This window comes from Eggerthella sinensis, assembly GCF_003339815.1.
Lineage (GTDB): Bacteria > Actinomycetota > Coriobacteriia > Coriobacteriales > Eggerthellaceae > Eggerthella > Eggerthella sinensis.
The window spans coordinates 186,107-200,032 of the sequence record NZ_PPTT01000001.1; the positions used below are offsets into that span (position 1 = coordinate 186,107).

Annotated in this window: 12 protein-coding genes; 5 read left to right on the top strand and 7 right to left on the bottom strand. The window is 65.4% G+C overall.

Annotated elements, in window-relative coordinates; genetic code table 11:
- Window position 1 precedes the first annotated feature (1 nt).
- The 5 genes from cimA to C1876_RS00720 form a co-directional block, all read right to left on the bottom strand.
- A complete protein-coding gene (gene cimA / locus C1876_RS00700) occupies window positions 2-1,585 on the bottom strand; it encodes a citramalate synthase (RefSeq protein ID WP_114544861.1) in 1,584 nt (527 codons plus the stop codon).
- A 187-nt stretch (window positions 1,586-1,772) separates the two neighbouring features.
- Window positions 1,773-2,696: a branched-chain amino acid transaminase gene (locus C1876_RS00705; protein WP_114544804.1), complete on the bottom strand. Its 924-nt coding sequence runs from the start codon at window positions 2,694-2,696 to the stop codon at window positions 1,773-1,775.
- Between the two features lie 215 nt (window positions 2,697-2,911).
- Complete coding sequence (locus C1876_RS00710) at window positions 2,912-4,972, bottom strand: carbohydrate-binding domain-containing protein (RefSeq protein ID WP_244909977.1); 2,061 nt, start codon at window positions 4,970-4,972, stop codon at window positions 2,912-2,914.
- Window positions 4,972-5,667 carry a DUF4956 domain-containing protein gene (locus C1876_RS00715; RefSeq protein WP_114544805.1) on the bottom strand — a complete coding sequence of 232 codons (696 nt, stop codon included), beginning with the start codon at window positions 5,665-5,667 and terminating at the stop codon, window positions 4,972-4,974. The genes C1876_RS00710 and C1876_RS00715 overlap by 1 nt, the downstream gene beginning before the upstream one ends.
- Window positions 5,660-6,505 carry a polyphosphate polymerase domain-containing protein gene (locus C1876_RS00720; protein WP_114544806.1) on the bottom strand — a complete coding sequence of 282 codons (846 nt, stop codon included), beginning with the start codon at window positions 6,503-6,505 and terminating at the stop codon, window positions 5,660-5,662. The genes C1876_RS00715 and C1876_RS00720 overlap by 8 nt, the downstream gene beginning before the upstream one ends.
- A 174-nt stretch (window positions 6,506-6,679) precedes the next feature.
- Between C1876_RS00720 and C1876_RS00725 the strand changes: the two genes are divergently transcribed.
- Genes C1876_RS00725 through C1876_RS00735 form a run of 3 tightly spaced genes read left to right on the top strand, consistent with a single transcriptional unit; the run spans window position 6,680 to window position 10,068 of the window.
- Window positions 6,680-7,423: a response regulator transcription factor gene (locus tag C1876_RS00725; protein WP_114544807.1), complete on the top strand. Its 744-nt coding sequence runs from the start codon at window positions 6,680-6,682 to the stop codon at window positions 7,421-7,423.
- Window positions 7,417-8,727 carry a sensor histidine kinase gene (locus C1876_RS00730; protein WP_114544808.1) on the top strand — a complete coding sequence of 437 codons (1,311 nt, stop codon included), beginning with the start codon at window positions 7,417-7,419 and terminating at the stop codon, window positions 8,725-8,727. The genes C1876_RS00725 and C1876_RS00730 overlap by 7 nt, the downstream gene beginning before the upstream one ends.
- Window positions 8,728-8,760: 33 nt before the next feature.
- Window positions 8,761-10,068 carry an MFS transporter gene (locus C1876_RS00735; protein WP_114544809.1) on the top strand — a complete coding sequence of 436 codons (1,308 nt, stop codon included), beginning with the start codon at window positions 8,761-8,763 and terminating at the stop codon, window positions 10,066-10,068.
- Here C1876_RS00735 and C1876_RS00740 read toward each other — a convergent pair.
- Window positions 10,065-10,865: a MerR family transcriptional regulator gene (locus C1876_RS00740; RefSeq protein ID WP_114544810.1), complete on the bottom strand. Its 801-nt coding sequence runs from the start codon at window positions 10,863-10,865 to the stop codon at window positions 10,065-10,067. The two genes, C1876_RS00735 and C1876_RS00740, sit on opposite strands and share 4 nt — an antisense overlap.
- Window positions 10,866-10,971: 106 nt before the next feature.
- Between C1876_RS00740 and C1876_RS00745 the strand changes: the two genes are divergently transcribed.
- Window positions 10,972-11,289, top strand: coding sequence for a DMT family transporter (locus C1876_RS00745; RefSeq protein WP_114544811.1), 318 nt, complete (start codon window positions 10,972-10,974; stop codon window positions 11,287-11,289).
- 2 nt (window positions 11,290-11,291) lie between these two features.
- Entirely contained in the window at window positions 11,292-11,642 is a 351-nt protein-coding gene (locus C1876_RS00750) for a DMT family transporter (RefSeq protein WP_114544812.1), read from the top strand.
- A gap of 63 nt (window positions 11,643-11,705) precedes the next feature.
- Here C1876_RS00750 and C1876_RS00755 read toward each other — a convergent pair whose 3' ends face one another.
- A complete protein-coding gene (locus tag C1876_RS00755; RefSeq protein ID WP_114544813.1) occupies window positions 11,706-13,796 on the bottom strand; it encodes a glutamine synthetase III family protein in 2,091 nt (696 codons plus the stop codon).
- Between the last annotated feature and the right edge of the window lie 130 nt (window positions 13,797-13,926).

Consider the following 13,926-nt stretch of genomic DNA (forward strand, 5'->3'; position numbering starts at 1 on the left):
GTCACTCCCCTATTCGCATGAGGCCGTACTCGATGGAATCGACGAGCGCGTTCCACGAGGCCTCGATGATGTTCTCCGATACGCCCACGGTGCCCCAGCTGCCGTGCTTGTCGCGCGTGGTGATGACGACGCGCGTGATGGCGTCGGTGCCCACATTCTCGTCGAGAATGCGCACCTTGTAGTCAACCAGCTCGATATCGGCAATTTCCGGGTAGAACGCCACGATGGCCATGCGCAGCGCGTTGTCGAGCGCGCCGACCGGGCCGGCACCTTCGCCCGTGGCCACGAAGCGCTGATCGCCCACGTGGATTTTGATGGTGGCCTCGCTCATGGCATCCTTCGCGAGCGCGCCCGTGTCCTCGCGATCGTCCACGATGACGCGGAAGCTCTCCAGCGTAAAGTGCGGACGATACGCGCCGAGGTGCCATTGCAACAGCAGCGCGAGCGAGCCGTCGGCGGTCTCGTAGGAGTAGCCGGCCGCCTCGCGGTGCTTGATGTCGTCGAGGATGTCCTGCGTCTTGTCCGCGTGCAACGTCAGGTCGATGCCCAGGTTCTTCGCCTTCGCGATGAGCGACGCCTTACCGGCAAGCTCGCTGACCAGCATGCGCTGCGTGTTGCCCACCGATTCGGGGCGCGCGTGCTCGTAGGCCTCGGGGAATCGCGCGATGGCGCTTGCGTGCAGGCCGCCCTTGTGCGCGAACGCCGAAGCGCCCGTGTAGGGATGGTGCGTCGGCACCGAGAGGTTGCACGCTTCGGCCACGAACTGGGCCACGCTCGTCAGGTCGCGCAGCTGCTCGTCGCCCACGCAGGTGTAGCCCATCTTCAGCTCGAGGTCGGCGATGACGGTGAGCAGGTCGGTGTTGCCCACGCGTTCGCCGAAGCCGTTCACCGTGCCCTGCACCTGCACCGCTCCTGAGCGGACGGCGGCCAGCGTGTTTGCCACGGCGCACCCCGAGTCGTTGTGGCAGTGGATGCCCAGCTGCTGGCCGGGCAGTTCGCTCGCCACCACGGCCACGATGGCTTCCACCTCGTGCGGCAGCGCGCCGCCGTTCGTCTCGCAGAGGTCAATGGAGTCGACGCCGGCCTCGTGTGCCGCGCGCACGCACGCCAGAGCGTACGCGGCGTTCGCCTTGTACCCATCGAAGAAATGCTCGGCATCGAACACCACCGTGAGGCCCTGCGCCTTGAGGAACGCCACCGAATCGCGGATCATGCGCAGGTTCTCGTCGAGCGTAGTCAGCAGCGCGCGCGTGACCTGCTCGTCCCACGTCTTCCCCACGATGGTGGCAACGGGCGCGCCGCTTGCCACGAGGTCCGCGAGGCCCTGGTCCTCGTCGGCCGCGACCCCCTTCTTGCACGTGGAGCCGAACGCGGCGATGCGCGCGTGCTTGAGCGGCATGTCCTGCACGCGCTGGAAGAACGCGATGTCCTTCGGGTTCGATGCGGGGAAGCCTCCCTCAATGAAATCGATGCCGAACGCGTCCAAACGCTGGACGATGCGCAGCTTATCCTCAAGCGACAACGTGATGCCTTCGCACTGCTCGCCGTCGCGCAACGTGCTGTCATACGTGAGGATTCGATTCACCAAGATGCTCCCTTCAAAACCCACCGGTCAAAAAAAGTCAGCGAGGGGCGCTGAGGTGCCCGAGATTGCCCCGTTTCGCGGCCGAGCGTGCTTTTGCACGTGAGGGAAAGCGAAAAAGGGGCAAGATTGGGTGCCTCAGCGCCCCGCAGCGTCGAGCAGTTCCGACGGCTGACAAGCCGTCGGAACGTTAGATTTCGGTCAGCCACTCCGAATACTCATCGATGTTGCCGTAGACGACCGCGAAGAAGCGATCCTGCAGCAGGCGGGTGATCTCGCCGGGGTTGCCCACCACGCGGCCGTCGACGCTGCCGATGGGCGTGAGCTCGGCGGCGGAACCGGTCATGAACACCTCGTCGGCAATGTAGAGGTCGCTGCGCGTGAGGCTTTCCTCGATCGCGGGGATCTCCAGGTCATCGGCCAGGCACAGAATGGTGTCGCGCGTGATGCCCTCAAGCAGGCCGTCGGACAGCGGCGGCGTGGACAGGATACCGTCGCGCACGGTGAACAGGTTCTCGCCCGTGCCCTCGCACACGAGGCCGGCCTCGTTGAGCATGATGGCCTCGGCATAGCCGTGTTCCTTGGCTTCCAGCTTCGCCAAAATGGAGTTCATGTAGGATGCCGTGGACTTCATCGACGGCGGGATGGCGTTGTTCGAACGCTGACGCCACGACGACACGCCCACGGACACGCCGTGCTCGAGCGCGTCGGCGCCCAGGTAGGAATCCCACGGCCATGCGGCGATGGCCACGTCGGTGGAAGCGCCGGTGGGGTCGACGCCCATCACGCCGTAGCCGCGGTACACGAGCGGGCGGATGTAGCAGGACGGCAGGTTGTTCTTGCGGATGAGCTCAACGGTGGCGTCGCACAGCTCGTCAACCGTGTACGGCAGGTCGATGAGGGCGATTTTGCAGCTGCGATGCAGGCGCTCCATGTGGTCGCGCAGGCGGAAGACGTAGCTCTTCTTCGTCTCCGGGTTCTGGTAGCAGCGAATGCCCTCGAACACGCCGGAACCGTAATGCAGCGAGTGGGACAAGACATGCGTGGTTGCCTCGGCCCAGGGGATCATCTCCCCGTTCTTCCAGATGTACTCCACTTCGGTGATGTCTGCCATGTTCGCATCCCTTCTTGCATGGGCCTCGGTCCCCAGCCTGACGTGCGGGTATCCTTCTTGATTCGTCCGCTCATTGTACTCCAATCGGCTAAAGTGGGCGCACGTTTCCGGCGAAAGGACAGAAAACGCCGCGCACCCCGCCCAGATGTTTCACGTGAAACATCCGTACGAGGCGCGCAGAACGGAGTGCGGAAGCGCTCGGTGCGAGAGGGCGCTTACGCGGTGGAGCCGCCTCGCATGCCGCGTTGGACGTCGCCGCCTTGGCCGGCGGGCATGCCGCCGCCTCCCATGCCGAGGCCGCCCATGCCGCCAGATGCCGTGGTGGATGCGGTGATCTCGGCGGTTGAGCCGCCGCTGACGGTGCCGGAATCGGTGTAGCCGTCGGCGTTCGCGCCGGTCACCGTGCCGCCGATGACGAGCGAGTACGCGCCGCCCTCGGTGAACGCAGGACTCGTGGCCAACACCATGCCGAACTGCTTGGCAGCCGTGAGCGAGGCCACCACCGTACCGTCGCCGTCCACGACAGCCACGCTGTCGCCGGCGTTTCCGCTGGCCGTGGTGAAGGCGAAGGGCTGCTCGCCGCTCGTGAAGTTCTGCGCCATGCCGGTGGAACCCACCATCACCACCGTGCCGCCCGTCACCGTGGCCGTGAGGTCGTAGTCGAAGGCGCCGTCGCCGCCGCTCGTGGGGCCGTTGACCAACAGCACGCCGCCCGTGATTTCCACGTTGCCGTTGCTGTCCACGCCGTCGCCAGCAGCATCGAGCACGGTGTAGCCGCCGTTGATCTGGATGAGGCAGTTCTCGTCGCCCATGCCCATGCCGCCGGTGCCGCCCTCGTTGAACGCGTTGTCGGGCGCGCCGCCGTTGAGCTCACGCTCGTTCGTGCTCTCGCCGGAATCGCCGGAGGGAGGGGTGCCGCCGGGCATCTCGCCGCTGGGCGCTTCGCCGGTGGGCATGTCGCCCATGTCGGGCATGTCGCCGCTGGGCGCAACGCCCTCGCCCATGCCGTCGGGCGGCGTCGGAGCGGCGTTCGTCGCAGCGTCGGTGTTCGTTGCGGCATCGGTGGCGGTATCGGTATCGCCGTCGCTCAGGTCGGCGGCGGCCGCGTTGATGGCATCGTCGCTGGCCACGATATGCGTGTTGCCGCCATTGATGTACAGCTTCTCGGCCTCGTAGCCTTCGTAGCAGGCTTTCACGTTCACGGTGCCGTCGTCGATGACGAGCTTCGTCTCGGCGTGGAACGCGTCGTCGCCCGCTTCGATGGTGAGGGTGCCGCCCGACAGGATGCCCTCGAGGTCGGAGTGCAGCGCGTCGTCGGCGGCTGCGATATCGAGCTCACCGCCCGCGATGCGCAGGTACGTTTGCGCCTGGATGCCGTCGTCGCCCGCCTCGATATTGAACGTGCCGCCATCGATGGACACGAAGCCCTTGGTCGCCTTCGTGTCTTTGTTCGACTTGATGCCGTCGCCGCCCGCCGTCAACGTGAAGTCGCCGTCGGCGATCTTCACGCAGTCGCGGCCGCGCAGGGCATCCTCCACCGCGTTCACCACGTACGTGCCGCCCGTGATGACGAGGTCGTCCTTCGAGCACACGGCATGACGGTAGGAGCCGGTCACGCTCAAAGTGCCGGCGCCGTTCAGCGTGAGATCCGCGCGGCTGAACAGCGTGGCGTACGGCTCGTCGGAGTCGTCTTCAAGCACGTAGGTTTCGCCGTCGGTCAGCGCGTTCTGCGTTCCGTCGGCCAAGGTGATGAAGCACTTGTCGGCCTGCTTCACGTACACGGCCGGGCCGTCCTCGTTGTGGATGGTAACGCCCGCGAGCACGATCTGCACCTTTGCGTCTTCGGGGGCCTCCACCACGAGCTGCCCGTCATCGAGCGTGCCCGACACCACGTACACGCCTTCGGCGGTGATGGTGACGGTGGAGCCGTCGGTGCTTGCGCCGTCGCCGTCGACGGTTGCTGCGCTGCTGGTGAGCGCGATGTGCGTCGCGGACGCGTCGTCGTAGGTTGCGTCCTGGTCGCGGTTGCTGTAATCGAGATCGAGCGCCGCGGCGTCGAAGGAGGCGGCCACCGTTTCGAAGCTCACGGTCGCATCGGTTTCGCTTGCGGTTGCCGACGCGCTCTCCGACGATGCGGGTGCGGTCGAGGCGTCTGACACGGGAACCGTGCAACCGGAAAGCGCAAGGAGGGCGGCAGCTGAGAGGCAGATGGCTCCCCACCCCATGCGATCGCGAAACAACCAGCGCGCCGGCGCGGTTGAGGTCTTTTTCTTCATCACAACACATCCTTACTGGCAGCGGCACGCCCGCAGGTTATCTTCAAATTGCCGTTGCGGCAGCGCAGCTCGTCGATCATGCGCTTCTCCAAGCCGGGCTGCTTCATACGCACGGCGTACTCCAGCAGAAACAGGCTGCCCATATTCGTGGTTTGCACGAGCGTCAGCTCGTGTTCGTCGGTGTAGCGCGACAGCACGTCGTCGAACACGCCGTCGTACTCGAGGTCCTCGGGAATCGTGATTTTCAGCGTCTTCTCCGGCTCCTTCTGCTTGCCGAAGGGCGACAGCACGTACCCTACGTTCACGATGGCCACGATGATGGTGAACAGCACGGCCAGCATGATGAAGCCCATGCCGGTTGCCAGGCCGATGGCCATGGCCAGGAACACGCTTCCGATGTCCTTCGCGCTGCCGGGAATGGAGCGGAAGCGCACGAGGTTGAACACGCCCATCACCGCGATGCCCGCGCCCAGGTTGCCGTTCACCAGAGTGATCACCATCTGCACGATGAGCGGCAGCAGCGCCAACGTCACGACGAAGTTCTTGGAGTACGTGTGGCGGAACATGTAGATGCCCGCCACGGCCGCGCCCAACACGATGGACGCGAGGCAGCACAGGAGGAAATCGACGGTGGACACGCCCGCAACGAGCGATTCCGCAGAGCCGAATATCGAGGTCAGGGCTGCATCAAGCACAACGGCCTCCTTTCTTTACCGCATGGTTGGGAAGCACGAACATGGCAGCGGGGACGCGCGGCGGCGCGACGGCCGGCCGCTCCGCGCGGGGCGCGCATGCGCGATACGCGGTGCCGTACTTCGAGAACGACGAAGGATAGGCCTCGCATGCGTCGAGCGCGTGCACGAGCCACAGCGGAAACGGGCCCGCCGCCTTGATTTCCATCACCCCGTCGCCCGCCTGCAGCAGCGGGCGCGGGGTTGCAGGCTGCGCCTCGAAGAGGTCGCAGTACGAGATGTTCGCATCGAACGTGATACGCAGGTCGTCGCCATCGGCGCAGGTCGTCGGCGCGTACGCCGTGCGGTCGCACGTGATGAGCATGGAGGGCCGCAGCGGCGCGTGCCGCGCGACGAACACGTCGATCTCGCGGGCAATCTGCACGCTGCGCGGCGCGAGCGACTCGGCCGCCATCACGGGATCGGGTAACGGATAGCGCGCGCAGGCCCGTTCGTACGGCATGCCGTTCAGGTACGCGCACGCCGCCGTGAGCGAGCAGCCGACGCGCCGCTTGTACACGATGCCCTTGTACTTCTTCTTGATCTCCACGAACACGCGGTCGTGCGCCTCGGGCGCGCCGTACCCGCGCAGGCGCAGCTTCTCTTTATACAGCGGCTTGTCCAACGACCGCTCGATGAGCGCGCGATCGGGCGTATCGAGGTAGCGGCTGACGATGCGCGTCGTGCCGAAGGCGTCGGGCGCCATCCGGCCCGCAAGCGCGGCAATCATCGCGTCGTGCTGAGACGCGTTCAGGCGATACTTCACTTCCTTGCGTTCAAATACATCGGTAAAGGTAGTCATGGGATGATCGTCCTTTCTATCACGACTGAGCATCCTAGTCGCGCACCCTGAAAGTTCCCTGAAAGGTGGCCGCCGGCCGCTCAACCGCTGGGAAACCGCCACGATTCTTTCAGATGCTTTTCAGGCTTCCCGCTACAATGGAACCTTGAACACGCGACGTGAAAGCAGGTGGGCATGCAGATCCTCATCGTTGAAGACGACGTGCGCTTGGCGCAGGCGCTCGCCCACATCCTGGCCGAAAACGGCTACGAAACCGATGTGGTCCACGACGGCGCCACCGGCCTCACGTACGCCGAATTGGGCACGTACGACGTGATCATCCTCGACGTCATGCTGCCGAAGATGGACGGCTTCACCGTGGTGGCCGAGCTGCGCCGCAAGAACCTCAGCACCCCCGTGCTGCTGCTCACCGCGCGCGACGCCGTGCCCGACAAGATCACCGGCCTCGACAGCGGCGCCGACGACTACATGACCAAACCCTTCGCCCCCGCCGAACTGCTGGCCCACCTGCGCGCGCTCACGCGCCGCCAGGGCGAGGTGCTGTTCGAGAAGCTGGCCGCGGGCGACCTCGTGCTCAATCTGGAAAGCTACGACCTGGCGCGCGGCGCGAAGTCCATCCACCTCAGCTATAAGGAGTTCTCGCTGGCGAAGGTGCTCATGGCGAACGCCGGCCAAGTGGTGTCGAAGGACATGCTCATCGCGAAGGTGTGGGGCGTGGAATCGAGCGCCGAGGACAACAACGTGGAAGCGTACGTGTCGTTTCTGCGCAAGAAGATGAAGTTCCTCGGGTCGACGGCGCGCATCGAGACGCTGCGGCGCGCGGGCTACCGCTTCGTGGCCGACGCCGAAGCTGCCGACGCCGCCGACGCCGAAGCCTCCGATCCCGCCGAAGCCTCCGAAGCGGGCGCCTCATGCTGAAAAAACTGCGCATCAAGTTCGTCGCCCTCAACATGGCCACCGTGGCCGTGGTGCTCATCGTGGTGTTCACCGCCATCTGCGTGATCAACTACCAGCAAAGCGTCACGCGCGTGCACGAAACGCTCGACGCCGCCGTATCCCATGCCGGCGACGCGTCGAACGCGCCTTTCACCAGCGGAAACCAGCCCACCGGCCAGAAGCCGAGCGACCTCGAGCAGGAGGGCACCATGCCGCCGGAAATCGGCGGCAAGCGTGGCGGGTCGGACCCCACCATCCCCGTGGCCGTGTTCTCGGTGAACGACGACGGCTCGCTGACGGCCGTCTCCACGCGCACGACCGCCTCCATCGCCGACGACGTGCTGACGCAGGCCGGCGAGGCGCTGGCCGACAGGCCCGAAGGCTCCGGCACCCTCGACAGCCTGGGGCTGTTCTACGAGAAACGCGACGTGGGCGGCACCACCTACCTCGCGTTCGTCGACCTGAGCGCTGCAAGCGGGTGGCAGACGCTCGCCCTCACGCTGGCCGGCGTGGGCGTGGCGGCGCTCGCGGCCTTCTTCGTGATCAGCGTGTTCTTCTCGCGCTGGGCGCTGCGTCCCGTCGATCGCGCGTGGCGCCAACAGCGCCAGTTCGTAGCCGACGCGTCGCACGACCTGAAAACGCCCCTCACCGTCATCCTCGCGAACACGTCCATCCTGCTCGAGCACCCCGAGCGCAGCATCGCCAGCCAAAGCCAGTGGATCGAGAGCACGCAGCACGAGGCCGGGCAGATGCAGGGGCTCGTGGGCGACCTGCTGCTGCTCGCACAGGTTGACGAGGGCGGCGCGAAGCCCGCCATGGAGCCGCTCGACCTTGCCGACCTCGTGGAGGGCGAGCTGCTGCAGTTCGAGTCCGTGGCGTTCGAGCGCACCATCAGCCTGAACGCCGACATCGACCCGCAGGTGATCGTGCGCGGCAACGCGGCGCGCCTGCGCAAGCTCGCGGGCACGCTGCTGGACAACGCCTGCAAGTACGCCGACGATGGCGGCAGCGTGGACGTCACCCTGCATCAGACGGTGCGTCGCGTGGAGCTGGCGGTGCACAACACCGGGTTCGCCATTACGCCTGAGGACCTTCCGCACGTGTTCGACCGCTTCTACCGGGCCGACAAGGCGCGCACGCGCGACGATAGCGGCTACGGCCTGGGGCTGGCCATCGCGCACGCCATTGCCGAGGAGCACGGCGGCACCCTCACCGTGGCCAGCGACGAAGCGCACGGAACCACCTTCACCGCAACGCTCCCCCTTGCGAACGCGAATCTCGTATAATAGAGGCTCGCGTTTGCAAGGAGATTAACCGGTATGTCACTACACACTTGGCTCGTACGGCCGCAACGAAGGCTGGGGCCGCTCGGCCTCATCGCACTGCTCGTCATAGGATCGCTGGTCACGCCCCTCTCGCTCGACATGTACACGCCGGCGGTGCCGCACATGACCGAGCACTTCAGCACCTCCGAATCCATGGTGAACCTCACGCTCGTGGGGTACTTCCTGTTCTACGCCGTAGGGCTGCTGGCCTTCGGCCCCACGAGCGACCGCTACGGCCGCAAGCCCGTGCTGCTGGCCGGCATCTTCACGTATGCGCTGGGCAGCGCGCTGTGCGCCGTGTCGGGCAGCATCGGCATGCTCATTGCCATGCGCGTGCTGCAAGCCCTGGGCGCCGGCGCGGTGAGCGCCGTGTCAACCGCGGTGGTGAAGGACGCCGTGGTGCCCGAGCGGCGCGAGGCGCTGCTGTCGGTGGTGCAGGTGATGTTCGTGGTGGGGCCCGTGCTGGCGCCGGTGGTGGGCGCGCTCATCCTGCAGGTGGCCGACTGGCGCATGACGTTCTGGGTGCTGGCCGGCATCGGGCTGTTCTGCGCCGTGCTGGCGCTGCTGTTCGACGAGACGTTGCCTGCGGACGAACGCTACGAGGGCACCGTGCTGGGCAGCGTGAAGCAGCTGGGCGTGGTGGCGCGCAACAAGGGGTTCTCAGCGTTTCTCGGCATCGTCGGGCTGTACAACCTGCCGTTCATGGCGTACATCGCGGTGGGATCGTACGTGTACATCACGTTCTTCGGCCTCAGCGAGCTGGAATACAGCATGTACTTCGCGTTCGCGGCGCTGCTCACGGCGGCGGGCCCGTTCATCTGGCTCATGGCCTCGCGGTTCGTGTCGGCGCGCCGCTTCACCAGCATCCTGCTGGGCGTGGCCATCGCGTCCGGCGTGGCCATGCTGGCGGTGGGCGAAGCATCGCCCGCGCTGTTCTGCCTCACGTTTCTCGCGTTCGCCCTGACCGAAGCCGCCGTCCGCCCCTACAGCACGAACATCCTGCTGTCGCAGCAAGACGGCGACACGGGCGCGGCGGCGTCGCTCATCAACTTCGCCCATACGGCCATCGGCTGCGTGGGCATGCTGGTGGCGGTGCTGCCGTGGCCGAACTTCGTGGTGGGCGTCGGCGTCATCATCGTGGCGTCGATGGCCGTCGGCCTTGTCGGCTGGGTGGCGCTGCTGCGCTCCCCCATCCCCCTCCCCGGCATCAAGGATGCGGAAGCCGCGAAGGCGTCGAATGCCCCGAACGCCCCCGAGATGCAGGAAGCGCCCGAAACCCCCGAAACCCCGCACGCGCGCTAGCCCCGCAGCACCTCGAGGACGGTGCGGTCGGTGCGGAGTTCGGCGTCCCACACTTCGAACGCCAGCAGCACGTCGTCGGCCGCAAGCTGGGGCTCGAGCTCGTCGAACACCACGCGATAGCACTGCTCGAACGTATCGCGCTCGACGCGCTGCCCGCGATACGTGCGGTCGGGCAGCTCGAGCAGGGGCACGTCGCACCCCTCGCCCGGCAGCGTCTGCGCCTCAAGCGCCACGTGCCAGGAGCGCTCGCCCGTCGCCCCGTCCACAAGCGACACCATACCCTGCAAAAACAGCGGGATCAGGCCGTTGCTCTTCACTTCGCCGTACAGCTCGGTCATCGCCTTCGTGTAGCGCTTCGCGTCGAACGCCCTGCCCGCCCACGGCAGCGCCAGAAACGTGCGCGCGCCCAACGAGCGCTCGTACGGCGCGGGCGCCGTGCGCAGCGCTTCCTGGATGGCGATTTCCGATCGGTACCCGTCCAACTCGATGAGGATGCCCTGCGTTGCGCGCAGCTTCTCCACGGCCAGGCCGTGCGCACGCTCGAGCAGGGCCGACATGTCCATGACGCCGCTGTCGGACACGTAGTCGGTCAGCTCTTTGAGCGGCACGCCCAGCTGCACGCACGAGATGATGGCGTCCAGTTCGTTCATCTGCCGCGGCGCGTAGTAGCGGTAACCGGTCTCCGGATTCACGTACGCAGGGCGCAGGATGCCGATGCGCTCGTAGTAGCGCAGCGCCTTGATGCCGACGCCTTTGAGGTGGGCAACCTCGCCGATGGACAGCAATTCGTTCCGCATGCTTGCTCCTTCACAGAGTCCACAAACGAGACAATTCTGCGATTGACTCGTCCCTTAGGGGATAGTTTAGGATAGCACCCGGCAAGAACGAAGTATAGGAGGAATCATGTCACCATACGTGTTGCTCGGCGTTGCCGTCGTGTTCGAAGTATTCGCTGACTGCATGATGAAACTGTCGCACGGCTTCACGAAGAAAGCGCCCATCATCGGCATCGTTATCGGATACGTCATCGCGTTCTACCTCATGTCGCAGACGCTTGCGCACCTGCCGCTCGGATTCGTATACGCGGTATGGACAGGCCTCGGCATCGCGCTGACCGCCGTGGTTGGTGCGGCGTTTTGGGACGAGGGATTCAACCTGAAAAAGACCATCGGACTGATCGCCATCATTGGCGGCGTCCTCGTATTGAAGTTGGGGGTGTAATCATGGATCGGATTCATCCGTACGCGCTGTTGGCCGTATCCATCGTGGTGGAGGTGTGCGGCGTCACCATGATGAAGCTGTCCGAAGGCTTCACCGTGCCCCTGTTCACGGCGCTCACCCTGGCGTGCTACTGCGTGTCGTTCACGCTGCTCACGCTCACGTTGAAGCACATGCCGCTCGGGTTGGTGTACGGCATTTGGGGCGGCATGGGCACCATCCTCACCGCTGCCATCGGCATCATCGTGTGGGGCGACCCCTTCAACTGGACCACCTGCGCGGGCATCGCCCTCATCGCGGGCGGCGTGGTGCTGCTGAACCGCGGCACGCAGGAGCTCGAAGAGCAGCGCGCATAGCGGGCGGCGAGGGCCCATCAAGAACAACGCCCCGGCTCAAGCGAGCCGGGGCGTTTTTGCGTTCTACACGTAGAACAGCATGTCGTTGTACGTGGGCACGGGCCAATGGTCGCGATCCACCAGCACTTCGAGATCGTCGACCGCTGCACGCAGCTTGTCCATGATGGGAATGATCTCGTGCGCGTAGGTGTTCGCCTTCTCCTGCTCGTTCTTGATCTCGAGCGTCTCGTGGTGCAGCTTGCCCAGCGCACGCAGCTGCGTGTCGATCTCGCGAATGCCCGACAGCAGGCGGCGGAGCAGCTCTTCCTGCTGGGCGACGTCGGCGCCGGCGCAGGCGGCTCTGATGGCGTTGATGCCGTTCGCCACCTCGGTCGCGTATTCGTTGATGGCGGGCAGGAAGATGCGGCGCACCATGCGCTTCATCGTGCGCACCTCGATATTCAGCAGCTTGTTGTACTTCTCGAGCTTCACCTCGTACCGGCTGCGAACCTCGGTCTCGCTCAGCACGCCGAACTCCTCGAACAACGCAATGCTCTTCGGATCGACGAAGCACGGCAGCGCGTCGGCCGTCGTCGGCTTGTTCGACAACCCGCGGCGCGCGGCTTCGGCGGTCCACTCGTCGGCATAGCCGTTGCCGTTGAAGATGATGCGCTGATGCGCGGCCAGCGTCGTGCGGATGTACTCGATGGCCGCGGACTCGAAGTCTTCGCCCGCCTTGCCCTCCATCGCGTCGGCGAAATCCTTGAGGCTCTTCGCCATGGCGGTGTTGAGGATCATGTTCGCGTCGGACAGGTTCACGGCCGAGCCCGGCATGCGGAACTCGAACTTGTTGCCCGTGAACGCGAACGGCGAGGTGCGGTTGCGGTCGGTGTTGTCCTTGAGGAAGTTCGGCAGCACGTCGACGCCCAGGTCCATGGCCACTTTCTCGGCGTTCGTGTACTCGTGCTCGTCCACGAGCGCGTCCACGATCTCGGTGAGCTCGTCGCCCAGGAAGATGGAGATGATGGCCGGCGGCGCTTCGTCGGCGCCGAGGCGATGGTCGTTGCCGGCCGATGCCACGGACATGCGCAGCAGCTCCTGGTAGTTGTCCACCGCTTGGATGACGCCCGTGAGGAACACGAGGAAGCGCAGGTTGTCCATGGGGCTTTCGCCGGGCTCGAGCAGGTTCCTCTTGCCCTTCGACAGCGACCAGTTGTTGTGCTTGCCGGAACCGTTGATGCCCGCGAACGGCTTTTCGTGCTGCAGGCACACGAGGCCGTAATGGCTGGCCAGAAGACGCATCTTCTCCATCGTGAGCAGGTTCTCGTCGATGGCGCGGTTCACGTTCGTGAAAATGGGCGCCAGCTCGTGCTGCGCGGGAGCCACCTCGTTGTGCTTCGTGCGCGCGGACACGCCGAGCGACCACAGCTCGTTGTCGAGCTCCTTCATGAACTCGTTGACCGTGGGGCGGATGGCGCCGAAGTAGTGCTCCTCGAGCTCCTGGCCCTTGCACGGCGCGTAGCCGAACATCGTGCGGCCGGTCATGACGAGGTCCATGCGCTTGGCGTAGTCCTTCTCGGAGATGAGGAAGTACTCCTGCTCGGAGCCCAACGTGGGAACCACGCGCTCGTACTCTTCGCCGAACAGGGCCAACACGCGGTTCGCCTGCTCGTCGATGGCGCTCATGGAGCGCAGCAGCGGGGTTTTCTTATCGAGCGCCTCGCCCGTGTACGAGCAGAAGGCGGTGGGAATGCACAGCACCTCGTCCTTGATGAACGCGTAGGACGTGGGGTCCCAGGCGGTGTAGCCGCGCGCTTCAAACGTGGCGCGCAGACCGCCGGACGGGAAAGAGGACGCGTCCGGCTCGCCCTGGATCAGCTCTTTTCCGGAGAAGCTCATGATGGCGCGGCCGTCGCTCACGGGGTCGAGGAAGCTGTCGTGCTTCTCGGACGTGATACCGCTCAAAGGCTGGAACCAGTGCGTGAAGTGCGTGGCGCCCTTCTCGATGGCCCACTCTTTCATGGCGTGCGCCACGACGTTCGCCACCTCGATTTCGAGCGGTTCGCCTTCCTTGATGGTTTTGAGCAGGCTCTTGTACGTTGCAGAGGGCAGGCGCTCCTGCATCGTGTGTTCGTTGAACACCATTGAGCCGTAAATATCCGAAACCTTCGCCATGAGGATGAGCTCCTTACTCGTTGCGTTCAAGGCGGTGCGGCCCGTTCGCAGCGCACGCGCGGCGCGCGGATGAACCACCCGCATACGATAGCACGGCCGCCGGGCAAACCGCCACGTCAACTTGGCGTAA

Coding starts and splice junctions, on each gene's coding strand:
- C1876_RS00750 (WP_114544812.1), top strand. CDS start 11,292: ATGGATCGGATTCATCCGTACGCGCTGTTGGCCGTATCCATCGTGGTG.
- C1876_RS00740 (WP_114544810.1), bottom strand. CDS start 10,865: ATGCGGAACGAATTGCTGTCCATCGGCGAGGTTGCCCACCTCAAAGGC.
- C1876_RS00725 (WP_114544807.1), top strand. CDS start 6,680: ATGCAGATCCTCATCGTTGAAGACGACGTGCGCTTGGCGCAGGCGCTC.
- C1876_RS00720 (WP_114544806.1), bottom strand. CDS start 6,505: ATGACTACCTTTACCGATGTATTTGAACGCAAGGAAGTGAAGTATCGC.
- C1876_RS00730 (WP_114544808.1), top strand. CDS start 7,417: ATGCTGAAAAAACTGCGCATCAAGTTCGTCGCCCTCAACATGGCCACC.
- C1876_RS00735 (WP_114544809.1), top strand. CDS start 8,761: ATGTCACTACACACTTGGCTCGTACGGCCGCAACGAAGGCTGGGGCCG.
- C1876_RS00705 (WP_114544804.1), bottom strand. CDS start 2,696: ATGGCAGACATCACCGAAGTGGAGTACATCTGGAAGAACGGGGAGATG.
- C1876_RS00710 (WP_244909977.1), bottom strand. CDS start 4,972: ATGAAGAAAAAGACCTCAACCGCGCCGGCGCGCTGGTTGTTTCGCGAT.
- C1876_RS00745 (WP_114544811.1), top strand. CDS start 10,972: ATGTCACCATACGTGTTGCTCGGCGTTGCCGTCGTGTTCGAAGTATTC.
- C1876_RS00755 (WP_114544813.1), bottom strand. CDS start 13,796: ATGGCGAAGGTTTCGGATATTTACGGCTCAATGGTGTTCAACGAACAC.